Genomic DNA, 22,794 nt, shown 5'->3' with positions numbered 1-22,794 from the left:
GAGACTCGCATGACCCCGATTTTTTATGCGTCGATCATTCTTTTATTCGTCGCCGTGGCGCTGGCGATGGAAGGCGCTTACGAATACTGGAACAGCCGGCATGGACCGGTCGCGCGCCGGGTCGATTCGCGGATTCGCGCCGTGTCCGCAGGCGGACAGGTCAGCCGCGAGCGGCTCTCGATTCTCAAGACTCGCATGCTGGCCGGCTCGTCGTTGCCCGCGAGGCTCCTGCTGCGTGTGCCACGCGTGCATGCAATCGATCTGTTTCTGCAGCAGTCGGGCATGACATGGACTGTCGCGCGACTCATTGGAACGTGTGCCGCATTGCCGCCACTCGTGCTGCTCCTGGGCACCTTGTTCGCGGTGCCGCTGCTCTTCACTGCAATTGGCGCCGCGCTCTCCGCCATGCTGCCGGTCCTGTATGTGCAACGCAGGCGCAACAGGCGCATCCGCCTGCTCGAACGTCAACTACCGGACGTCTGCGACATGCTGGCCCGTGCCTTGCGCTCGGGGCATGCCTTTACCGGCGCGATCGACATGGTGAGCACTGAGTTCTCGGAGCCGATAAGCGGCGAGTTCCGCATCACGTTCGACGAGATCAACTACGGCGTCTCGATCAGCGAAGCCTTGACGAACCTCGCCACACGCGTGCCGATCCGTGATCTGCGCTATTTCGTGATTGCCGTGGTGATTCAGCGCGAAACCGGCGGCAACCTCTCAGAGGTGCTGGACGGCATCGCCGCGCTGATTCGCGAGCGATTCAAGCTGTTCGACAAGGTTCGCGTCCTTTCTGCTGAAGGCAAGATGTCCGCCTGGGTGCTTGGATTGCTGCCGTTCGGCACGGCGGCACTGATGATGCTGGGCAATCCTGGTTTTCTCGATGTCCTGTGGCACGACCCTGCGGGGATAAAAATGCTCGGTACGGTGCTCGTGTCCATGGTGTTCGGGGCGTTCTGGATGCGGCGCGTCGTCAAGATCCGGGTTTAACGCCACCGGTTCGCCATAGAGCGTGCGACACATTATTGGGGAGGGGTCATGCAGACGCTAAACACCACGCAGATTCTGTTATTGATCGGTGTGTTCGCCGTTGTGTTCGCCACCGCATTCGGCGCGATGCATGTTTTAGCACCGCGAGACCTGCAGCGCCGGATCGAGCAGGCCGGTGGCGCGAATATGGCGTTCGGGGCGGATAAGAGCGCGGAATTGCCGGACATCTCCTGGTTTGAAAAGCTCGCGGAGATTTCCCAGCCCATTTCGAAACTGTCCGTTCCAAAGGACGGCTGGGAGAATTCCGCGCTGCGCCTGCATCTGATGAACGCCGGCTGGCGTTCGTCCGGCGCTGCCCCGATCTATTTCGCCGCCAAGACTGCATTGGCGATTGCATTACCGCTGCTGGCGATGCTCTGGCTTGTCGGCTCGTCCATTGCAGTGACGACGTATGAGCGTCTGGTGGTCCTGACCATCCTCGGCGCAATCGGGTTCTATTTGCCTAATGTGGTGCTGACAAAACGCATTGCCTGGCGCAAGCGCGTGCTGGTGGAGGACTTTCCTGACACGCTCGATCTGATGACCGTCTGCGTCGAGGCGGGGCTGGGTCTGGATGCGTCGCTCATGAAGGTGGGCGATGAGATCAGGATGCGTAGTCCAGTGGTGGCGAGCGAGCTTGAACTGATGCTGCTCGAAATGCGTTCAGGTTTCTCCAAAGAAAAAGCGCTGCGCAATTTTTCGCTCCGCACGGGCGTGGAAGATATTGATTCGTTCAGTGCGATGCTGATTCAGGCGGAACGCTTTGGCACGAGCGTCGGTGCTTCGCTGCGGGTGCTTTCTGACACGCTGCGCACCCGGCGGCGGATGCGCGCTGAAGAAAAGGCCGCCAAGATCGCGCTCAAACTGCTGTTCCCACTCATTTTTTGCATCTTTCCGGCGCTCCTCGTGGTTTTGATGGGGCCGGCCATGATTCATATCTACCGGGATCTGCTCCCCACCATGATGGGCTCGGGCGGATGACGGCGGCGCGTTGGCAAGGACCGTCCAAGGCGCTAAAGGAAGCGGCTCGCGCTCGAGGTCTTAACGCGTTCATCGACGATTGGGGAGGGCATATGAAACGGAAAAATCAGCGTGGCGTGGCGGCAGTGGAGTTTGCTCTTGTGCTCCCGATCCTGCTTGCATTGTTGTTCGGCACCGCGCAATTCGGCTGGCTGATGAACAACTACATTGTGCTAACGAATGCAGCGTCGCTGGGCGCTCACCTGCTTGCATCGGAACGTGGCTACGCCACGCCCTATACGGATACACAGCAAGCCATACTGGCGTCGACGGCGGCATTGAAGAGCGCGCTGACCATCACCATGAGCGTTGGCGGCACATCCTGTTCCAGTGACAGCACTTGCGCAACCGCGCTGGGGACTTCCACTCAGGCACCGGCGGCAGGAATGGAGGCGCGAGTGTCGCTCGGTTATTCGTTTACGCCCCTTTTCATTGGCGCTTTATACAGTCTCAAGTCAATCATGCCGTCCAGTTTGAGCGCGAACATGTCCGAACTCGTGCAATGAATGCCTGCAAATGTCATGTCCGGCAACGCACCGGTCTCGTTGGCAACCGCTGCGATTTCATAAGGGGGGAGGCGACCATGATGCTAAAGAAACAGAAAGGAATCGCGGCGGTTGAGTTTGCCCTGCTCGTCCCGGTGCTTCTCGTGATCGCGCTTGGCCTCGCGCAGGTCGGCTGGTTGCTCAGCAATTACGTGATGGTCGCCAACGCCGCATCGGCGGGCGCACGCTATTTTGCGTCGCAACGTGGCACGACGACTCCCTATACGGGGACGCAAACTCAGGTGCAAACGTCGGCAGCGGTGCTGAACACCGGCAACCTGTCAATCACGGCTTCCGTAAACGGAGGCAACTGCACGAGCGATTCAGCTTGCGCATCGGATCTGACCAGTGCCGCAAGCGCATCGGCCGTAGCAACCGCGGCTGTGACCGTTACCTACAGCAACTTTTCGCCCCTGTTCAAGGGGTCGTTGTCTGGTCTCTATTCGATGATGCCGTCTGCGCTCAATGCCACAGCAGTCGAGCGAGTGCAATAAGAAGACCGGTTCAACAGTTTGGGAGGGCGTGAAATCATGAGAAAAGACCTTAGGCTTCGTGGCGCGCCGTCAGGCCAGCGCGGTTCTGTCTCCGTTGTGGTGGCGCTTTCTCTGGTCGTCCTTTTGGGGTTTGCGGCGCTTGCCGTCGATTACGGCTATCTGGCGTTCAGCCAAAGGCGCTTGCAGAGCGCCACCGATGCGGCGGCACTGGCCGGTGCGGTGGATCTGTGGACCAAGCCATGGGCGACCGCTGCCAGCGACGCGCAGGCGTTCACGGCAGGGCAAGGCAATACCATGCCAGGCGGCGTCAGCCCCGCGACCGCCACCGTAACGGGCTTGACCTTGTCCAGCATCACATTGCCGTACAAACAGGCAGCATCCGGATACAACGGCATCAAGGTGACGCAGCAAGCGACTGTGCCGCTTTTCTTCGCCAAGGTATTCGGTATGAACTCTCAAAAAATCAGTGCAACCTCGGAGGCGGGCGCGGGGGGCGGGGCGGAGCCCGCGCTCTATAACGTAATGATCATCCTCGACACCACAAGATCGATGAGCACCACTACCGACAGTAACTGCAAGAATTCAAACGGCGTAGCGCAGACGAGACTGCAGTGTGCCGAGGCTGGCGCAATGAAGTTGCTGACCGGCTTGACCAACGCCGGTGACAAGGTTGGATTGATGGCATTTCCGCCGCAAACATCGTCAACCTATAGTTTTTCGTGCTCTGGGAAGTCGCCGACGATTGCCAGCAGTTATTCGGCATCAGGTGCCAGCTATCAGTACGCTTCCGCGAGCTCGGGTTATCTTGGCAGCAACCAGCAAGTGAATACCAGTTCCGGTATCGTCCAGGCACTCGGTGGCGGCAGTTGCGGCGGTCTCCCGGCGCCGGGCGGGCTGGGCACGTTCTACGCGCAGGCGATCACGGCGGCGCAAACTTCCCTGGCTGCGACTGCCGCGACCGAGAGTCCACCCGGACAGAATGTGATCATCCTGCTGAGCGACGGTATAGCGGCGTCCACGACGAGCCAGCTCGGCAGTACCTATAGCAGTACCTATGGAAGCGAGTGTCAGGCGGCCATCAACGCAGCGTCCGCCATCAAGAGCAACACGGGCACCTTGATCTACACCGTTGCTTATCTGGGTGGCGAGGCCGCGTCGGCGCCGAGTTGTGGCGACGGTAATGACAAACTCACTGCCTGCAATACGATGGAATCGATAGCGACAAACTCGTCGTATTTCTACTCGGATACGTGTGCGAATGCCGCCGGTGGAACCAACAGCCTGAATACCCTCTTTGGGCAAATCGCATACAGCCTGACGAAGCCGCGGCTGATTCCGATGAGTGCATCGTAAGGCGTTGCGACAAAAGCAGACCGCTTCGACACCAGCGTCCGCGATCCGATGGTGGGCGTGCTGTTCAAGGTCGAGCCGTGGGCCTGTTCTAGCCAACGCTCGCCCTGCGCACCGCTTTGCCACCCAGCAGGCACACGATCAAGGTAGCCACGACGAGTACGCATAACGCAACGCGCAAGCCGAGCAGGCCCGCGCCGAATCCGATCAACGGCGGGCCGACCAGGAAGCCGGCATAGCCCGCCGTGGCCGCCATCGACACACCGATAGCCGGCGTGACGGAAGAGCGGCCCGCCGCACTGAAGATGACCGGGACGATATTCGCGAGGCCGACGCCGACCATGGCGAAGCCCGCGAAAGCCGTGAACACGGTCGGCAGGCCCAGTACCAGCGCGAGCCCGGCCGTCGCCAGAAGACCGCCGAGGCCGACCACCTTGCCCGAACCGAAGCGGCGCACGAAGCCGTCGCCGACGAAGCGGCAGGCGGCCATCGAGAAAGCGAACGCGGAATAACCGACCGCGGCGACGCTGGCCTCTTCGTTCAAGGCCGAGCGCAAGTACACCGCGCTCCAATCGGCCACTGAGCCTTCCACCAGCAAGCAAAGGAACGCGAGCAGCGCAAGTTTCATCACACCGGCATTGGGCAAAGCAAATCCGCTGGAGGACGCGGCCGCCCTGGGGCCGAGATCGCGCAACGCGAGCACTGCAGCGGCGAGAATGAGGCCGGCGATGAACAGGTCCGGCAGAACGAGACCGCCGATTACGCCGACGCCGCCTTTCTGCAGCATGCCGCCCGTTGCTGCGCCGAGCAGGCCCCCCGCACTCCACGACGCGTGAAACGACGACATGATCGGCGACTTCCATTGCGTTTCGATCGCGCTGGCGTGGCCATTCATCAAGACGTCGAGCGCGCCGTTCGCTGCACCGAGCGCGAGGAGCACGATGCACAGCGTCGCCAGGTTCGGCGCGAAGGCGGGGAGCGGCAGCGCCACGACAAACGCCGCGCCGAGCAGCGCGGTAAGCCGGCCGCTGCCGAAGCGCGGCACCAACTGTCCGGCCAGCGGCATCGCCACGATGGCCCCCAGCGCGAAGGCGAACAGCGCGATGCCCAACGAGGTGTCGCTGAGTGACAGGCTTTCCTTGATGCGAGGCACTTCGACCGCCCAGGCGCCGATCCCGAATCCGTTGGCGAGAAACACGCCGAGGGTGGCCACACGCTCCTTGAGCGGCTTGGTGCCTGGCTGAGCGAACGGCTTGGCGAGTGCTTTCATGAGCGCGCCACCATGACGTTGTCGCAGACCGTTTCGAGCAGGGCGCGCCGCTCGGCCGTCACATCCGCTTCGACAAACAGATAGTCCACGGCGCGCGCCGGCGCAACGGAAAACGGCGCAGCGGTCACCAGCTTTTCCGACGTCATGGCAATGGCGACCTGGCTGCTTGCTTTTACCATCGCCCGTTTCAGTTCGGCCTCTTCGGCGTCGAACGCGGCGACGCCTTCGTCTGGATCGAACGCGCACGCGCCCAGAAAGCAAAGATCGGCCTTGATCTGCTGGATCTGCAGCAAGGCCGTGGCGCCGGTCGAGCCGGCCGCGTGCTGAGCGATGCGCCCGCCGATGAGAATGATGTCGAACCCCGGCCGGTTCAGGAGGCGCGCGCAAGCCTCAGGCGAGTTTGTCACGACGGTTAGATCCGCGTTGTCCGGCAGCGCCGCGGCGATGGCGACGTTGGTCGACCCGGTGTCCAGCAAAATGACGTGCTTTGGCCGGACGATCGATGCAGCAACGACGGCGAGACAGGCCTTTCGGTCCACGGCTTCGCGCATACGAACCGAGGCGCTTTCGCCAGCAGGTGAGATCAGCAGGGCGCCGCCGTAGACGCGCTTGCAATGACCCTGGTCGGCCAGCTCGCGCAAGTGACGGCGCACCGTGTGTTCGGAGGTCTGAAGTTCAGCCGCGAGTTCGGATGCCAGGACGCGGCCCTGCGCTCGCAGCCGTTCCAGAATCAGCCGTTCCCGTTCCTCGGGCAGAAGCCCGTCCATTGCGTCTTGTCGCGTTCGTTGCATGACTTCACCCTGCTCGATTGTAAAACGATCATAATCGAGCACAATGTATCGCAAACGAGCAGATTATGCAACGGTGGCAATGCGGGAGGCGGCAAGGCGCCCAGGCGGCTGGGTTGTCGATGCAGTCGAAATTCTTCTGAATGGACCGCGTCGGCAGGTCGTCAAGGCGCTGGCGCAAGCGTAGGTGGGGCGTTCTGCGTACCGGGCTGGAGGCCTGTAATCGCCGAGGCCGCGATCCATGCGCGCCATTGCGACGTGAAATTGAATTCGACATCGATCGCAAATGCCGAGTCGAGCGCTTCATTGAGCGTGGCTCCGCGCTGCAACGCATCGAAAGCCGCATGTGCGGCGGCACATTGAATGAGTATGTGCGGCCGCCATAGTGGCCTCACAACCAGTGCATAGGTCGGGGACTCAATATCTGCCGGAAAAGAGCCCGCTGGTTGATGCGCTGTCCAGATCCCGGCGATCGTATAGCGCGACGAGATGAGTGCGCAGGCGGGATGGACGGCCAGTTTCGCATCGAGCAGGTCCTCGGGGCGGATGGCGGCCCATTCCGGTTGCGTCAGCACGTTAGCGTCCGCGGCAAAGTAGGCCAGATGCAGCGACCATTCGAGACGCGCGAGGTCGGCGAAATAACGGAAACGGGGTGCCGGTTCATAGGTTTCGATGAAAGCCGGTAGCGCTGCGCCGAAGCGATTGAGGTCGCCGCTCTGCGACGGGTGCGCTTGCGTGTAAGCCATTGACAGCGCATCGAAGTAGGCTGCGCCGACCAGCGCCAGCAAGACGGGATAGGCGCTCGCGAGTGCCGTCCGCCGATTGGCGCGAATGCTGCTGCAATAGAGGTCGAGGCGCTGGCGCAGGTTGTCGGTGAGTCGGTCGCCGGTGCCGTTGCCGGTGCCGGTGCCGGTGGAGCAGGGTGTTTGTCCAGTGGCACATGTAGGGCTGTCGGCGCGAGCTTGCGCGTGATCGACTTCGCGCGCCGTGCATTGCAATCGCGAGAGCACGGGTCGCTGTTCGCTCTCCAGCGATTCGGCAAACATGCGCTGCAGTGACTCAAGCGGCGTTAGCATCGCGGGCGTCGTGTTGAGTCGAAGAGGCGAGGGCCGCGCGCCTCGCGTGAACGGTGTTCTGAATATCACGGGCGCGGCTGGCTTCATCGAGCACGATGCTTAACGCTGGTATGTCGGTATCCCACTCGATCAGCGCCGGTATCGTGCCGAACCGCTGTAGTGCGTATTCATAGAGCGCCCAGACTTCGTTGGCGACACGCGAGCCGTGATCGTCGATGACGGCGATGTCCGTCACGCGATGACCCGCAAGATGAATCTCGCCAATCGTGCCGATCGCCAGCGCGTTCATGGCCGCAATGGCGTCCTCTCCATGATTGCGTTGATTCACATACAGGTTGTTCACGTCGAGTAATACGCCGCAACCCGTGCGGGACGCGAGTTCGGCAAGGAATGCCGTCTCGCGGTACTGATCGTCGCGGAATCGAACGTAGGTGGAGACGTTTTCCAGCAGAACCGGCCGGCCCAGCGCGTCCTGCAATTCGCTGACCCGCGAGGAGAGCAGCGCGAGCGCCGCCTCGGTCAAGGGCATCGGCAAAAGATCGTTCAGATGGCCGGTTGACGTCGCGCCCCAGCACAGATGTTCAGAGACAACGGCCGGCTCGATCCGCTCGATCAGACGTTTGAGCTTCGCAACGTGAGCGAAGTCGAGTGGCTTCGCCGAGCCAAGGCCGAGACCGACCCCATGCAAACTGACGGGCAGGTCGCGTCGCACGGTGTCGAGCACGTGCAGGTCGAAGCCACCGTCGCCGAAATAGTTTTCACTGTGCACCTCGACCCAGTCGACTGGCGGCGTGGCGTCGAGGAAGTCGCGGTAGTGGGCATGACGCAAGCCGATACCGATGCCGGGCGGCGCGCCGGCAGAAGGGGCGAAGAGATGCATCAAAGGCCTCGCGTGGCACTGGAACGCCGCTTTGGCATCAGGAATGCTGTTCGTCGATTTTGCCGCCCATCTTCTCGCAGGTTCCTTTCGGGACGGTCTTGAAGTCGCCTTTATCGTTGTCGACTTTGGCCTCACCGGCGCAGTCATGCACACCGGTCTTGCTCGCGCAGTCGTTCTGACCGGCCTTGGCGATGCCAAAACACTGAACCTTCTCGTCAGCATGCGCTGCGCTGATGCCGGTGGCCGCGAATCCTGCGAGGGCCGCGGCGATCAATGCCGGCCGGCTAAGTTTCGAGTTCATATTGTTTCTCCTGAGTAAGCGGCGATGGATCGCCGCACCACTTCAACTGTCGCTCCGCCATGGGCTGCCTCGGGGCCGGTGCGTCGCACCTGATTCGCAGCGCCGGGAGCATTTGTAAGCCGATTTTAAGCTCGCGACATTGCCTGGCCGGTATGTTACTGACTCATCGTACTCGCGCTTTTCACGGCGCAGGCGGCGGTGACTTTCTCGCCGTCGCTGAACGAGAACGTCAGCGGGATCGTCGTGCCGATCTTGAGCGGCTGTTTCGGATGCTCCAGCATCACGTGATAGTTACCCGGTGCAAAGACGAGCGAGCCGTGCGCGGGCACCGCAACCTGTTCGACCATCGCCATCGACGACGTGCTGCCCTGGCTTTGCGTCTGATGCAGCATGGCCATGCCGAAAGCATCGGCGCTGACACCGACGAGATCGAGCGGTTGGTCACCCGTGTTGCTGGCCTTGAAATAGCCGCCCGACGGCAGATCGCCCGGCAAGGCGCGGATCCAGCAGTCCGATATGCTCGCAGTTGTCGCTGCGCCCGCGAAGGCCTGAATGGATGATCCGCACAGCAAGGCGGTGAGTAGAAGTTTGCGTGGTGTCTTCATGACGTGGTCCTCGGTTTTGACAGCGGGAATGAAGCGTTAAGCAGGTTGCCGCGTGGCGCGGCCAAAAATCGTGCGGTCGGCGAGCCACACCGCGAGCAGCGTGGCGCCCATCAACGGGAAGACGATGCCGAGCAGAACGAGGCCGGCTTTCCAGCCACGCATCGGCGGCGCGGCGCGCTCGCGCGAGGGGGCGCCGAGCGAGCGCTGCGGCCGCCGCTTCCACCACAGCACGCAACCCGTCACGGCCATCCCCGCTAGCCCTAGTGAAATCGCGGCGCAGAGAATCTGATTGGCGACGCCGAAATAGCGGCCCATATGCAACGACGTGCCATACGACACTGCTTTCGACACCGCGCCGTAGTCGCCATAACGGATATCTTTCAGCACCGCGCCGCTGTATTGGTCGATGTACAGCGTGCGTTCGTCTTTCGGGTCGGCGGGAAAGTACGAGACGGTGTAGACGCCTGTAGCGGAGGCGGGCAGCGCGATGTTGTAGCCGCTCGGGATACCGAGCGATGCGACGAGAGCGACGATGCGTCCGAGCGGCAGCGCCTGCGTCGCGTGCGCATCGTCGGATTGCGGCACGGGGACGTTGCCGACGGCCCAGGGTGTGAGCGGCAACGGCAGGTCGTCCATGACCATGCCCGGCATCGAGTCCATGTTCGCTTCGTGCGCGCTGTGCTCAGCGTGTTCACCGCGCTCATCGTGGCTAGCGTGCGCTTCGTGCTCATCGTTCGATGCGTGGGTGCCGTGTGCCGATTGCGTCTCGGTGCTTGTATTCGCAATGCCCGCATGTTCGCTGGCACGCACGCCTGGGAGTACAGAGCGCAACGGCAAGCCGCCCCACGACCCCGGCGGCGCGCCGAGATTGGCGGCGGTCGCGAGCGCCTTGAACTGCTTACCCCATGAACCTGTCCACGGCAGACCGCTGAGCACGAATACGAGCGCGCCGAGCGCGAGCCAGATGCCCATCACGGCGTGAAGGTTCTTCCAAAGCGCGCGTCCTTGTAGAGAGAAACGTGGCATCAGCGCCGCGCGTACGGCGGTTTTCTCGCGTGGCCACCAGAGTGCGATGCCGGTGCCGATCATCACCAGCGTCCAGCACGCGGCCAGCTCCATCAGCAACTCGCCTGGTTTGCCGAGCAGCAGCTTGCGGTGAAGCATGCGGTCCACCTGCATAAAGCGGCGCTCGACGCTCAGCGTGCCCAATACTTCGCCGCTGTACGGGTTCAGATAGACACTCTGTTTTTCGCCGTCGGCGAGACGAAAGATGAACTCGGTGCTGCGGTCCGGTGCACTCGCGATAGGGGCCGTCACCGCGCGCGCATTGGCCGGCATCGCCGCGCGCGCTTTGGCAAGCAATGCATCTTCAGTCAGCCTGGGCGTGGCTTGCGGTTCGACGACCTGGCGATGCGGGTAAAGCAGTGGCTCGATTTGCGGCTGGAAGCAATACAGCGTGCCGGTGATCGCAAGCACCACCAGAAACGGCATCACGAAGAGGCCTGCGTAAAAGTGCCAACGCCAGAGCGTCCGGTAGCCGGCGCTCGCCGTGCCTGTTGCCGTGGTCGTGCGTTGAGCGGTGGTGGTGGACATTCCATCCTCCTGCAGCAAATAATGGGTCGATCGGTTTTCGCAGCGATGCACGCGCTGGATTGCGACTCGCGAGTGCATCGACTACACGGCGAGCACCAGACGAACGCAATCTGCGCGTGCCAATCACGTGTTCACATGCGCAGCTTCGCTTCGACGTAGAACGTGCGGCCCGGATACGGGTGATAGACGAAATAGCGCGCATCGAACAGGTTGTCCACGCCGATGCCGACTTCACTCAGTTTTGTCGGCTTGAACGTGAACTTCGCGTCCGCCACCGTGTACGAACTGGTGCCGCCGAATACGTCGGGATTCGTGTCGGTATTGGTGAGCGTGTTGTATTCGCGGCCGGAGTAGCGCGCGGCGAGCGTAACCGCCGCGCGTTCGTCGATGTGATACGTCGCGGCGAGATTGGCGCGCCACAGCGGAATCCGATAGAAGTACTTGCCGACGGTCGCCGGGTTCTGCGCATTCGCGATGATCTTCGACTGCGTGTACGCCACGCTTGCCAGCAGATCGAGACCGCGTACGAACACATCCTGACCGGAGTAACTCGTTTCGACGCCACGCGAGCGCACCTTGCCGATATTCTGGAAGTTGGTCACGTTCGGAATCACGGTCGTGTCGGTCTGGCTGAAGATCGTGTTCTTCACATCGTCCTGAAACAGCGAGAAGCGGAACACGCCATTCCAGTGCGCCCATTCGGCGGTCAGCTCTTTCGAGAGATCGTCTTCGGGCTTCAGATTCGGATTGTTGTTGATGATCGACGAGCCGTTGATTTGCCCCTGGAACATCTCACCCACAGTCGGAAACCGATAGGCGCGGCCGACGGAAGCGCGCAAGCTCAGATCGTCGGTGACATCGAACGACAATGCGGCTTTCGGCGAGAAGTGGTGCTGATTCGCGTCGTTGTACGGAATGGCTTTGCCGGGCAGCGCGTTCGAGCCGCCGTAGGCTTGCCAGTCTTCGTACCGCACGCCGTAGACCAATTTCCAGCGCGGCAGAAAGTGCCATGCGTCCTGCGCGTACAGCGCCTGAGTCTGCGTCTTGCCGGCGAACGCATTGGCAAATGACGTAGCCGCGCCGTCGCGCCAGTTCAGCGTGTTGTAACTCTCGTTGTCGAGGAAGTAGTTGTCGTAGTGATAGCCGAAGCTCAGCGCGTGGCTCGTCAATCCCGCTTGTGGCGTGACGGGCGTGTACGTGGTGCGCAGATCGAGCGTTTTCCAGCCGGTGCCGTCGCCGAAGATCACCGTGCCTGGGCCGTTGCCCGGCGCACCTGAGTTCGCGGTGCGCGCCACGCTATTGCCGATGTCGTAGTACGAAGCGATCGCTTCGCCGTTCCAGCCGGTGGCGTTGCGGGTCTTCAGCGTGACGCCGTATAGCCAGTTCTCGCTGTGGCCGAGACTCGGGGCGAGGGCGGCCGCCGGAATGGTGTATTCGTAGCCGCCGATCGCGACCTTGCCGCTGTATACCGGGTTGCCGTTCGCGTCGCGCAGGAAGCTCGACGTCTCGCTGTTGTAGGTCTGGTGCCAGTAACCTAGCGTGAAGGCGGCCTGCAGTGTCGGCGTGAAGTCGTACTGCATCTTCAGCTTGAACTGGTCCTGCACCGTGTGTTCGATCCCTTCGCCGTTGACGCCGAGCACCGCGGTCGGCGTATTGGTCTGGTTGTTGTAGAAGTACGCGCCGGTAACCGGCATGTCGCCGGCTTTCGCGGGCACGCTGGACTTGGCGAGCGTCGCGAATTGCAGCGGCTGGCTCGTGTTTTCCAGGTGATTCACGCCCAGCAAATACGAGAACTTGCCGATCCGGTCGCCGATCGACGCGCTCGCTTCGCTGCCGTTGAAATTCTGATTCACGCCGAACAGGCTGAAGTGCTGAGTGAAGGCTTTGACGTCCGCGTCCGCTTCAAACTTCTTCGGCATGCGAGTGCTGATGAGCACCGTTGCGCCCAGCGAATTGCCGGGATAGAGCGCCGAAAACGGCCCGTAGATCACGTCCACCTGCTGGATCTCGTCGGGAAACACCATCGACCAGCGTGGCGGAAACGAATAACTGTTGCCGAGCAGATTGCTGAGCAGCAGGCCGTCCGCGTAGACGAGACCACGCGCGCTCTGCGTGTTGCTGGTACCGCGTACGGCGATGATCGAATTCAGATCGCCGATAAAGCGCTTTCGCACAGCGAGGTTCGGCATGTACTTCAAGACGTCTTCGGTGTTGACGACGTTCCAGTTGTCGAACTGTTCGCGAGTCACGGTCTCAACCGAGGCCGGCAAGTTAGGATCGACGGCGCGCGGGGTGGCGACGGCATTGGCGGTGACACTGACAGCGGGGAGGGTGGCGTCGGCGGGGGCGCTCTCCGCGTGGGCCGGGGAGGCGATAAATGCCGGCACGAACGCCGGAACTAACGCTGGAAAATACGCCGAAAAATACGACAGCGGCCGCCGGCCGGATGGAATGCGCCTGGCGCCGCGGCGGGCGCAAAAGGGCAGCCTTCGCAGAGCGAAGTTGAACATGAACGTTTCCTTGATGCATTGAACAGGCGATCGCGCGCCCCCTCAACGGGTGCGACGAGATGCGCGATCAGGAACAACAGCGATCAGGAAACGGCGGGTGGGTCTCGTGGGCGTCCGGACGGGAACGCGCCGAGCGGTGTGAAGCGGGTGGAGAGGGCGGGCGGCGCGGTGCCGGCAAGCGCGAGCGCGGCCGGCGGATCGACGGCCGCAACGGTCGGCATGGCGACGTGATGTTGGAGCAGATGGCAATAGCCGCAAGCGGCGAAGGCGTCGTCGTGGCTGAGATGGACCGGCGGCGGGCTGGCTTGGGTAGACTGGCTCGCCAGGCTCTGGTTGGTCGGCTGTAGCGCCGAACAGAGTGCCGCGAAGGGCTCGTGCGTGCGGTTCGATACCACCATCTGACTCACGATCGGCGCGAACACGACGAGCCACATGGCGATCAGGCCAAGCCATGCGGTCATGCGGTTGCGGGAGCCTAGGGTCATGTTGGGTGAGCGTAAAGGCGCGGGCGATTCTAGCACTACCGCGCGGTCTTTTCTCGTGTGATTCTGTTTATAGCGTTGGATTAGAAGCCCGAAACCCGCTCATTTCCGGGCGTTACCGCTTGACCGTTTCCCGTGAGCTGCGTGGTACATGTTGCGCTTTCCAGACCCGCGCTTCGCCGTGGTATCCGCACACGCTGCGGCTGTTTCGCCGGGCGGCGGGCGAAGGCTGGTCCGTTACTGTCGAGAGAGTGAGGCAGGCGTGTGTGGAGCGATTTTCCGCCGAGGATGCGACCGAACTCTGCGGCGCTAAAGAATGATCTTGTAACCCTCGTGGCTCGCAACGAAGCCGAGTTTTTCATAGAACCGGTGCGCGTCCGGGCGGCCCTTGTCGGTGGTGAGTTGCACCATTGCGCAGCCGCGTGATTTGCACTCAGCGATCGCCCATTCGAACATGTGCTGGCCGATGCCCGTACTGCGATACGCCGCGGCGATTCGAACGGCTTCGATTTGCCCGCGCCATGCGCCGCGGCGAGCGATGCCGGGTATGAACGAGAGTTGCAGTGTGCCGATCACGATCTCTCCGTCGACCGCAACGACGAGCTGCTGATTCGAGTCCGCTTCGATGGCCTTGAACGCAGCAACATAGCGTTCGTCCGGCGGGTTGCTGACAGTTTCGCGCTGGCTGCCGAGCTTGTCGTCCGCCAACAGGTCGATGATGGCCGGAAGATCGGCGAATACTGCGGTCCGGAAGGTGAGGTGTTCCATGGTGGAGTCGTGGATCGTGCCGCTATGAGGGAAGGAAAAGTATAGCGCTGTGCCTGAGAGCTCGACCCGAGCCGAACTGAGTTGAACTGAGTCGAATGCCTCCGGATTCCTCACTTAACCCGCTGCGCACGCTTGCGGCCCGATTGCGCCGTAGCGTGGAACTGGCTCTCGGTCGTCTCGATCGCGTGGCCGAGGAACTGCAGAAACATGCTCATCGCGACGGTCGTGGTCAGATCCGAGCGTTGATAGAGGCAACTGAACGACTTCGCGCCGGCATCGGCGAGCGGGGTCCACGCGAGCTTGCGCTGCGTCACGTCCTCCGCGACGTTCTCCGCAATCAGGAAGCCGATACCGACACCGTCCGCAACGAGCCGGCGGACCATCGAAACCGAACTCGTCTCCACCAGCGGACGTGCCTTGCGCTGCTGCCGGTGGTCGATCTGATCCACCATGGCCCGCAATTCCGTATCCGGTGTCATGAGGATGAGCGGGTAGTCGAGACAGTCGCGCAGCCGGGGCCGCTTGCCGAGCTTCGTCAGCGGATGTCCAGGCGGCGTGACGAGCCCGAGGTGCTGCGAGAAGGCGCGCACTTCCACGACGCCAGGCGGCGGCTTGCGACGCAGGCCGTAGCCAATGTCGGCTTCGCCGGTCTCTACCCACTTGAGGATGCTCTCGCCGTTGCCCGAGCGCACGCTGTAAGTCACGCCCGGATAACTTTTCATGGCCGCCTGAATGGCCTCGGGCACCAACTGCTCGGCTGACGAAGGCGACACCGCCAGGTTGATATGCCCGCGGCGCAGTGAGCGCAGGTCTTCCACCTGAGTCATCGCGTTATCGAAATCGCGCTGACCGCGCCGCACCGCGGCAATGATGATCTCGCCGGCTGTGGTGAGCTGCATGCCGCGCGGCAAACGGTCGAAGAGCGGCGAGCCGACCTGCTCTTCCAGGTTGAGGATTTGCTGATGCACTGCGGCTGCGGTCAGGTGCAGCGATTCGGCCGCTTTGCGGATCGAACCGCGCCTGACCACCTCGTCGAAACAGCGGAATGTCTGCGATATTGGACGCATAAATCAACCGTATGGTTTTTCCATACGGGCCGTAAAGAATAATCAGATTTTATTGACGGATCGGATAGCCTAGATTTCGCTTCATCATCTTAACGGAGCGAACCGTGACCACGACAGTCGATCAAATTACCCAGCGGCGCCGCGGCGTCGGCCTCATCGCTCACGACCCCGAGGCTTCAGCCGGCGGCTACACGCTGATTGCGCCGCAAACGGCGGCCGGCCACGTCTATCTCATCGATATCGACGGCACAGTCGTTCACGAGTGGAGGATGCCGGTGCGGGCCGGACGCCACGCCGTGATTCTTCCCAATGGCAATCTCGGCTACAACGGCAACCATGCCAAATCGGAAAACCGCTACGCGCCGTGGTCGATGTGGCATGGCGGCGATTTCTCCGAAGTCACGCCTGAAGGCGAGGTGGTCTGGCACTACGAAGATCCGGCGCATCACCATGACGCGCAGTGGCTCGCCAACGGTAATCTGCTTTACGCCGCGTGCGCACCGGTGCCGGCGGGGTTTGCCGAACGCGTGCCGGGCGGCACGGCGCACGGCCCCGACGAAGTCATGTACGCCGACGTGATCCGCGAAGTGAATCGCGCGGGAGAACTGGTGTGGGAATGGAAAGCGTGGGAGCACCTCAAGCCCGAGGACTTTCCGATCGCGTCCGGCTTCGGCCGGTATCACTGGCCGCTCGTGAACGGGCTCGGCGTGAATGCGAAGGGCGAGGTGCTGATGAGCCTGCGCACCACGTCGGGCATCATCGCCGTCGACCGCAAAACCGGCGGCGTCACGATGCACATTCCGCCGAGCGTGGTGTCGCACCAGCACGCACCCGTAGCGCTCGCCAACGGCAACATTCTCACGTTCGACAACGGCAATTTCCGCAGCGGCGCGCACGTGGCTTTCTCACGCGTGCTCGAGATCAATCCGACGAACAATGAAGTGGTGTGGTCGTACGCCGACGACATGGTGAATGCGTTCTACAGCGCCTTCATGGGCAACGCTCAGCGCCTCGCGAATGGCAACACGCACATCACCGAGTCGGCAACGGGCCGCCTCTTCGAAGTGACACCCGCGGGCGAGGTGGTGTGGGAATACGTGATTCCCTGGTTCGGCGAGTACCCGGACGAAGCGGCGCGCAAAACCGGCCCCGGCCAGTTGAACAGCGTCTTCCAGACTTTCCGTTACAGCCGCGAGCAATTGCCGTGGCTGCGCGCCTGAACGCTGCGTTTTCGATCTTCCGGGGGTAACGTGAATCCTGACCCAGCCACACATAGCGTCGATGCGCGCTTGCCCGCGTGGCAACTCGTGCTGTTCGGCTTGCAGCATGTCCTGTCGATGGCGGCTTCGCCCGTTACCGCGGTTTTTCTGGTGTCGCGGATGTTGTCGCTCTCATCGGGCATGACCGTGCAACTGATCGGTGCGACCTTCTTTGCCTGCGGCGCCGGCACACTGCTGCAATCGCTCGGGGCGGGGGCGATCGGTTCACGGCTGCCCTTCGTGATGGTGCCGGGCGGCGCGCCCGCCATGCTGTTCGCCGTCATCGCCACGCAGACGGATCTGCGCACCGCCGCGGGCGCGGCGATTCTCACCAGCTTGTTCTACTGGCTCGTGCTGCCGGTATTCGCGCGCTGCCTGCGTTTTTTTCCGCGTGTGGTGGTGGGAACGATGCTGCTGCTCGTCTCGGTGAGTCTCATCAAGATCTACGCCGGCATCATTGTCGGGCAGCCCGGAACGCCCGGTTTCGCGCGGCCGCAGTCGCTTGGTCTCGCGCTGCTCACGATCGTGGCCACGCTGGCCGTGGCGCGCCTCTTCAAGGGCACGGTGGGGCGGCTTGCCGTGCTGATCGGCCTCGCGATCGGCACGTGTGCAGGCTGGGCAAGCGGGCTGATGCCGGCAGGCGGCATGTGGGCCGGTCCGCTCTTCACTCTACCGACGCTGCTGCCCTTCGGCATGCCTCGCTTCGACGTGCTTGCCGCGCTGCCGATGCTGATCTTCAGCGTCATCTCGATGGCCGAGGCAACGGGTCAGACGGTTGCTGTCGGCGAGATCACCGGCAAGAAGATCGACATGCGCCGCGACGTGCCGAGGACCATTCGCGGCGATGCGGTGGCGTCGCTGCTCGGCTCGCTGCTGGGCACGTCGCTGATCATCACGAGCGCGGAGAATATCGGCGTGGTGCAGACCACCGGCGTGCGCTCGCGTTTCGTGACCGCGACGGCCGGTGCGATGTTGATGGTCATCGCGCTGTTTGCGCCGCTCGGACGCTTCGCTTACGCGATTCCCGCGCCGGTGGTAGGCGGCACGGCGCTGATCGTATTCGCGATGATCGGTGTGATGGGCGTCAACCTGCTCGGCAAGCTCGACCTGCATGCACGTGGCAATCAATACACGCTCGCTGCGGCGCTTGTTGTGGGCTTGCTACCGATTCTGGTCCCCAACGTGTATGCATCGTTCCCCGGCTATTGGCAGATCGTATTGGGCAACGGCATGGCGGCGGGGACGCTCACCGCAATCGTCGTCAATCTGTTTTTCGGCGCATGGCGCCTCGGGCCCGCGGAGAAGATCCAGACAGTCTGATCGCGAGCTTGAGTTTCTAACGCATTTTTAGTGCACTTTTAACGCACGCCCTTGCAGTCCTTCTTCCAACGCTTCAACCCACACGCAATGAAAACCAAATTCGCTTTTTACGCGACCTCAGTCGCGTGCTCGGCTGCGCTCGTCGTTTCTACGGCCGCTAACGCCCAGAGTAGTGTCACGTTGTACGGCAGTCTCGACGCAGGCCTCGGTTACGTGAGCAATCTGCACGGCGCTCAGGCTTTCATCGCCGAGCAGGGCACCCTTCAAGCCGACCGCTTCGGCTTCCAGGGTGTCGAAGATATCGGCGCGGGCCGTTCGGTGGTATTCAGGCTCGAAAGCGGCTTTGTCACGACGACCGGTGCGTCTGCCAGCAGCAGTACTTTTTTCAATCGCCAGGCCTACGTGGGGATGTCCGATCCGATGTTCGGCACCGTGACGCTCGGCCGTCAGACCGACTGGAATTTCGATTGGCTCGGCTCGGTCTCGACCGGTCAACTGCTGGGCGACTTCTCTGCGTTTCACCCTGGCAATCTGGATGGCCTCGGAAGCACCTTGCCGGTGCAGTTGTCGAGCACGGTCAAATGGAAAAGCGCGAATTACAGTGGACTGAGTTTCGGCGCGCTCTATGGGTTTCCCGGCTCGGCTGCCAGTAATACGAATGGGCGGACTATCAGTTTCGGCGCTAACTATACGAATGGGCCGCTCAAGCTGGTGGCGGTGTATTCCGAATACCACGACCGTTTGCTGCCGCTTTCCAACGGACTCGGCCTGACGTCGTTCGAAGGGCAGACATTCGCGCCCGGCGCAACCTTCAACGCGCAACAGGTGCGCGATATGGGGATCGGCGGATCGTACCGCTTTGAACGTGTGACGCTGCATGCGCTCGCTACGGATGTGCGGATCCAGTCGGACGGCGACAGCGAGCACTTTCGCACGTTCGACGGCGGCGTCAACGTCCGCTTGACGCCTGCGGAGGAAATCGCGGCGGGGGCGTGGTCCGCGACACTCGCCGGGCGTCGCTGGACGCAATTCACCGTGGCGAACGTGTATTCGCTGTCAAAAGCGACGCAAGTCTACGCGGACCTGATGTTCGAGACCGCGGGTGGCGGGGCGGTGGCGAATACGCTTGGGATCGGCGCGGCGTCAGGTGGAAGGCAGACTGTGTTTCTGAGCGGGATACACCATCTGTTCTGAGTGGGCGGGCCGCGGAATGTTGCGCTTGCTTCGGGATTCGGAAGAAGAGCGGACGTAGGTGATGAAACCGTCGAGCCCATTATCGTCGTGGAATTGTCGCTGCCGGTGTTACTGCATGTGTCCATGCGCGACCAGTCGCGCGCCAAAGGCACTCGCAGAGGCCGCATAGCCATGGCAGTGTGGCACGACTCAAACCTATTACATCCGAGGTAATTGGCGAGCCGCTCCCTCGCGCCTAATCTTCGGTCATCGCGCAACTCATCCCGAGCGGCGCCTACGATCGAGGACACGCCATGTCGACGTTTCACATTCATACGATTGAATCCGCGCCGGAGCAATCCAAGCCGGTGCTTCGGCAACTGCAGCAAAACTTTGGCCTTATCCCCAACATCGCGGGAGCCATGGCTGAATCGCCGGTGCTGATCGGCGGCTTCATCGGTATCTTCCAGAAAGTTCACGCAGGCACTTTTACGGAAGCGCAGATACAGACTCTGTTGCTGACTAACGCAGTGACAAATTCCTGCACATGGGCGGTTGCGTTTCACACGGCCCTCGCGTTGAAAGAAGGACTTTCAGCCGCCGACGTCGAAGCGATTCGCAATGGCCGGGCGCCTGCTGATCGCCAGCATGCAGCGCTGTCGACCCTGACGAAAACTGCGATCGAGAAGCGCGGACACCTGGATAACAAGGACGTAAATCAGTTTCTGGAGGCCGGCTTCCGTCAGGATCAAGTGCTCGAAGTTTTGGCGGTACTGGCCGCGTCCACAATTACGAACTACGCTGGCAACATCACTAAGCCCCCGCTGGAAGCGCCGTTCCAGGACTATGTCTGGAAGGCGTAGATCCCGTCTGGAAAGATCCAGTCAGCACCAGGGAGTATGCTGACCGGCGCGGTTCCAACGACCGGTTGGCGCCGAACATCCACGATTCTCCGGCGCCATCGCTCACTGAATCTTATCTACCATGCGGACAGGAGACCGATGAATCCTGCAAATCCCGAAAGAAAGATGCCGCCGAACGAGCTCGGCGCATTGTTGCGTCACTGGAGAGACGTGCGCGGCATCAGCCAGCTGGACTTGTCGTTCAACGCGGGTGTCTCGCAGCGGCACATCAGTTTTATCGAAAGCGGACGCAGCGTGCCGAGTCGTCAGATGCTGATGGATATCGCTCAAACGCTCGACATTCCTCTGCGCGAACGCAACACGCTGCTACTGGCAGCAGGCTACGCGCCGATGTATGCCGACAGTGCCTGGAACGCGCAGGAAATGCAGAGCGTCACCAAAGCGCTCGGGCGAATGTTGCGGCAACACGAGCCGTTTCCCGCGCTCGTCATGGACCGCTACTGGAACGTACTGATGACCAACGAATCCGCGCCGCGCTTTTTCAATTGCTTCATCGATATGGCTGCGCGCAAAGGGCCTCGCAACATGCTGCATCTGATTTTCGATCCGGATGGGATGCGTCCGTTCGTTGCCGATTGGCAAACGGTGGCGAATAGCCTTATTCAGCGTGTCTATCGGGAGTCGGTCGGTCGCCTGGTCGACGATCAGACGCATGAGTTGCTTGCCGCGCTGCGTGCTTATCCGGACGTGCAAGCTGACGTGAAGTCTTCTCAGCGCACCTTGGAAGCCGGGTCCACCGCAGCGGCGATGCCGGTGGTGCCCATCGGTTTCGTCAAGGACGGCAAGGTCCTGAACTACTTTTCAATGGTCGCCACCGTGGGCACGCCGCAAACCGTCGCTGCGCAGGAACTGCGTATCGAATGCATGTTCCCCGCAGATGACGAGACAGAAGCGCGTCATCTGGAGATGATCAACGCGGTCCCGCAACAGCACTGAGCGGCAGAGGCAGGCGAATCACTACCGCCGCTTTCTCATCAATCCACCGCCGACTGCCGCGATCGCCGCTGGACAGCGGTGACGCATTCCAGCGCGCCGGGTAGCACAACGGCGCCGGCCAACAACCGCTCCAGCGCCGCGCAGCCTCATCAGAACCGGTGCCGCAAGCCAATACTGACAATGGCCTGCGACTGCGCGTCCGACGAGTGGCTGTTGCCCTTGTCGCTGACCGACGCGGTCGCCGCGACCGGATTACCGAGCGCATCCAGCGTGACACCGGATGCGTGCTGATAGCCGCCCATCAAATAGACCGTGGAGCGCTTCGAGAAGTTGTATTGCGCGCCGAGCGACACGTTGTGATATTGCGCGCGTTCATCCACGCCCTCTACCTCGCCACCACGCGTATAGCTATAACCCGCGAACAGTTGCACGGCCGGCCGGATCGTCCACTGCCCGAACACGCCCGCGATGTTGAACGTCGCATGCCCGTTGAACAATGAATCCGCACCCGAACGGTATTGCACGTTGCTGTAGTTCACACCGACGATCGCTGGGCCGAAATCGTACGTAGCGCCGGCGGCGATGATCTGCTGCGATTGCGCGCTCGCGTAGCCCTCATTGATCGATGAATTGAACAGACCGTCGTCCGTACCGCTCCATTTCCCGACCGTCGAGTCTTTCGTCCCGCTCTTGCTGTTGTCCGAACGCTCGTAGCCGACGCCCACATGAAGCGGCCCGTTGCCATACGCCGCGCCCACGCTCCACGTGTTCTGCTGTTTCAGGCTGCCCGGTTGACCGCCGAAACCATACAGCGCGCCGAACGTAAAGCCTGAGTAATTCGCGCTCGTGTACTTGACCGAGTTGTTGACGCGCGCGGTCTGATCAAGATCGTCAATGTCGCCCGGATGCGCACCGTAGCCGCCGACCATCGCGACCGGCGCAACAGGCGAGACGAAGTCGTTCAACGAGGTGTACTGGCGGCCGAGCGTGACCGTGCCGTATTGCTGGCTGCCGATACCGACGAATGCCTGACGGCCAAACAGCCCACCGTTCTGGCCGGTCTTGCCATTCGTGACGTCGAAGCCGTCTTCAAGCTGGAACAGCGCGTTCCAGCCGCCGCCGAGCTGCTCCTGGCCCTTGATGCCAAAGCGGCTGCCGGAGAGGTTGCCGCTCGTCAGCGCGACGTTCGAGTGTCCCGTGTAAGCGCCAGTGGAGCCGGTGCGCTCGTTGCTGCGATACATAATGCCCGCATCGACGATGCCGTACAGCATCACGGAACTCTGCGCGGACGCGATGCCGGCGAAGGACAACAGCAGGGGTGCAGCAATCAATTGCTTTTTCATCGTTTTATAGCTCGGTTGGATCGTCTATCTCAAGTCGCCTGAATGGCGATCTCTCTTTTTTCCGC

22 protein-coding genes are annotated in these 22,794 nt (G+C 61.9%); 10 read left to right on the top strand and 12 right to left on the bottom strand.

Annotated elements, in window-relative coordinates; genetic code table 11:
* The first annotated feature begins 9 nt into the window (after window positions 1-9).
* The 5 genes from HHL24_RS23280 (at window position 10) to HHL24_RS23260 (ending at window position 4,438) form a co-directional block, all read left to right on the top strand.
* Window positions 10-987, top strand: a complete 978-nt coding sequence (locus tag HHL24_RS23280; RefSeq protein WP_169487721.1) for a type II secretion system F family protein — start codon at window positions 10-12, stop codon at window positions 985-987.
* 48 nt (window positions 988-1,035) lie between these two features.
* Window positions 1,036-2,007 (top strand): type II secretion system F family protein, encoded by a 972-nt coding sequence (locus tag HHL24_RS23275; protein WP_169487720.1) that lies wholly within the window; start codon window positions 1,036-1,038, stop codon window positions 2,005-2,007.
* A gap of 92 nt (window positions 2,008-2,099) precedes the next feature.
* Window positions 2,100-2,552, top strand: a complete 453-nt coding sequence (locus tag HHL24_RS23270; RefSeq protein ID WP_169487719.1) for a TadE/TadG family type IV pilus assembly protein — start codon at window positions 2,100-2,102, stop codon at window positions 2,550-2,552.
* Between the two features lie 77 nt (window positions 2,553-2,629).
* On the top strand, window positions 2,630-3,085 hold the full coding sequence (locus HHL24_RS23265; protein ID WP_169487718.1) for a TadE/TadG family type IV pilus assembly protein: 456 nt from the start codon (window positions 2,630-2,632) through the stop codon (window positions 3,083-3,085).
* A gap of 36 nt (window positions 3,086-3,121) precedes the next feature.
* The gene (locus HHL24_RS23260; RefSeq protein WP_169487717.1) at window positions 3,122-4,438 is read left to right on the top strand and encodes a vWA domain-containing protein; all 1,317 of its coding nucleotides are present in this window, start codon (window positions 3,122-3,124) and stop codon (window positions 4,436-4,438) included.
* Between the two features lie 88 nt (window positions 4,439-4,526).
* Here the strand turns inward: HHL24_RS23260 and HHL24_RS23255 are convergent, their stop codons facing one another.
* The 11 genes from HHL24_RS23255 to HHL24_RS23205 form a co-directional block, all read right to left on the bottom strand.
* Window positions 4,527-5,705 (bottom strand): MFS transporter, encoded by a 1,179-nt coding sequence (locus tag HHL24_RS23255; RefSeq protein WP_169487716.1) that lies wholly within the window; start codon window positions 5,703-5,705, stop codon window positions 4,527-4,529.
* The gene (locus tag HHL24_RS23250; RefSeq protein ID WP_230417545.1) at window positions 5,702-6,472 is read right to left on the bottom strand and encodes a DeoR/GlpR family DNA-binding transcription regulator; all 771 of its coding nucleotides are present in this window, start codon (window positions 6,470-6,472) and stop codon (window positions 5,702-5,704) included. Before HHL24_RS23250 ends, HHL24_RS23255 begins: the two co-directional genes overlap by 4 nt.
* Window positions 6,473-6,657: 185 nt before the next feature.
* Entirely contained in the window at window positions 6,658-7,569 is a 912-nt protein-coding gene (locus HHL24_RS23245) for an HvfC/BufC N-terminal domain-containing protein (protein WP_169487714.1), read from the bottom strand.
* Entirely contained in the window at window positions 7,553-8,449 is an 897-nt protein-coding gene (bufB, locus tag HHL24_RS23240; RefSeq protein ID WP_169487713.1) for an MNIO family bufferin maturase, read from the bottom strand. The genes HHL24_RS23245 and bufB overlap by 17 nt, the downstream gene beginning before the upstream one ends.
* 37 nt (window positions 8,450-8,486) lie before the next feature.
* Complete coding sequence (locus HHL24_RS23235; RefSeq protein WP_169487712.1) at window positions 8,487-8,750, bottom strand: BufA1 family periplasmic bufferin-type metallophore; 264 nt, start codon at window positions 8,748-8,750, stop codon at window positions 8,487-8,489.
* A gap of 155 nt (window positions 8,751-8,905) precedes the next feature.
* Entirely contained in the window at window positions 8,906-9,355 is a 450-nt protein-coding gene (locus HHL24_RS23230) for a copper chaperone PCu(A)C (protein ID WP_169487711.1), read from the bottom strand.
* A gap of 36 nt (window positions 9,356-9,391) precedes the next feature.
* On the bottom strand, window positions 9,392-10,948 hold the full coding sequence (locus HHL24_RS23225) for a PepSY-associated TM helix domain-containing protein (RefSeq protein ID WP_169487710.1): 1,557 nt from the start codon (window positions 10,946-10,948) through the stop codon (window positions 9,392-9,394).
* A 131-nt stretch (window positions 10,949-11,079) separates the two neighbouring features.
* Window positions 11,080-13,458 (bottom strand): TonB-dependent receptor, encoded by a 2,379-nt coding sequence (locus HHL24_RS23220; protein ID WP_169487709.1) that lies wholly within the window; start codon window positions 13,456-13,458, stop codon window positions 11,080-11,082.
* Window positions 13,459-13,541: 83 nt separating this feature from the next.
* Complete coding sequence (locus HHL24_RS23215) at window positions 13,542-13,943, bottom strand: DUF2946 domain-containing protein (protein WP_169487708.1); 402 nt, start codon at window positions 13,941-13,943, stop codon at window positions 13,542-13,544.
* A gap of 306 nt (window positions 13,944-14,249) precedes the next feature.
* Window positions 14,250-14,708 (bottom strand): GNAT family N-acetyltransferase, encoded by a 459-nt coding sequence (locus tag HHL24_RS23210; protein ID WP_169487707.1) that lies wholly within the window; start codon window positions 14,706-14,708, stop codon window positions 14,250-14,252.
* 110 nt (window positions 14,709-14,818) lie between these two features.
* Window positions 14,819-15,775 carry a LysR family transcriptional regulator gene (locus tag HHL24_RS23205; RefSeq protein WP_169487706.1) on the bottom strand — a complete coding sequence of 319 codons (957 nt, stop codon included), beginning with the start codon at window positions 15,773-15,775 and terminating at the stop codon, window positions 14,819-14,821.
* A gap of 104 nt (window positions 15,776-15,879) precedes the next feature.
* Between HHL24_RS23205 and HHL24_RS23200 the strand changes: the two genes are divergently transcribed.
* From HHL24_RS23200 to HHL24_RS23180, 5 genes are all read left to right on the top strand, one after another.
* The gene (locus HHL24_RS23200) at window positions 15,880-16,995 is read left to right on the top strand and encodes an aryl-sulfate sulfotransferase (protein ID WP_169487705.1); all 1,116 of its coding nucleotides are present in this window, start codon (window positions 15,880-15,882) and stop codon (window positions 16,993-16,995) included.
* Window positions 16,996-17,025: 30 nt separating this feature from the next.
* Entirely contained in the window at window positions 17,026-18,354 is a 1,329-nt protein-coding gene (locus HHL24_RS23195; RefSeq protein ID WP_169487704.1) for a uracil-xanthine permease family protein, read from the top strand.
* An 87-nt stretch (window positions 18,355-18,441) separates the two neighbouring features.
* A complete protein-coding gene (locus tag HHL24_RS23190; protein WP_169487703.1) occupies window positions 18,442-19,548 on the top strand; it encodes a porin in 1,107 nt (368 codons plus the stop codon).
* A gap of 293 nt (window positions 19,549-19,841) precedes the next feature.
* Complete coding sequence (locus HHL24_RS23185) at window positions 19,842-20,390, top strand: carboxymuconolactone decarboxylase family protein (protein ID WP_169487702.1); 549 nt, start codon at window positions 19,842-19,844, stop codon at window positions 20,388-20,390.
* 138 nt (window positions 20,391-20,528) lie between these two features.
* Window positions 20,529-21,386, top strand: a complete 858-nt coding sequence (locus HHL24_RS23180; protein ID WP_169487701.1) for a helix-turn-helix domain-containing protein — start codon at window positions 20,529-20,531, stop codon at window positions 21,384-21,386.
* A gap of 149 nt (window positions 21,387-21,535) precedes the next feature.
* Here the strand turns inward: HHL24_RS23180 and HHL24_RS23175 are convergent, their stop codons facing one another.
* A complete protein-coding gene (locus HHL24_RS23175) occupies window positions 21,536-22,729 on the bottom strand; it encodes a porin (RefSeq protein ID WP_169487700.1) in 1,194 nt (397 codons plus the stop codon).
* Window positions 22,730-22,794 lie beyond the last annotated feature (65 nt).

The sequence above is a fragment of the Paraburkholderia polaris genome (assembly GCF_012927345.1).
Classification (GTDB): Bacteria; Pseudomonadota; Gammaproteobacteria; order Burkholderiales; family Burkholderiaceae; genus Paraburkholderia; species Paraburkholderia polaris.
This window is presented reverse-complemented; position numbering and strand designations above follow the sequence as displayed.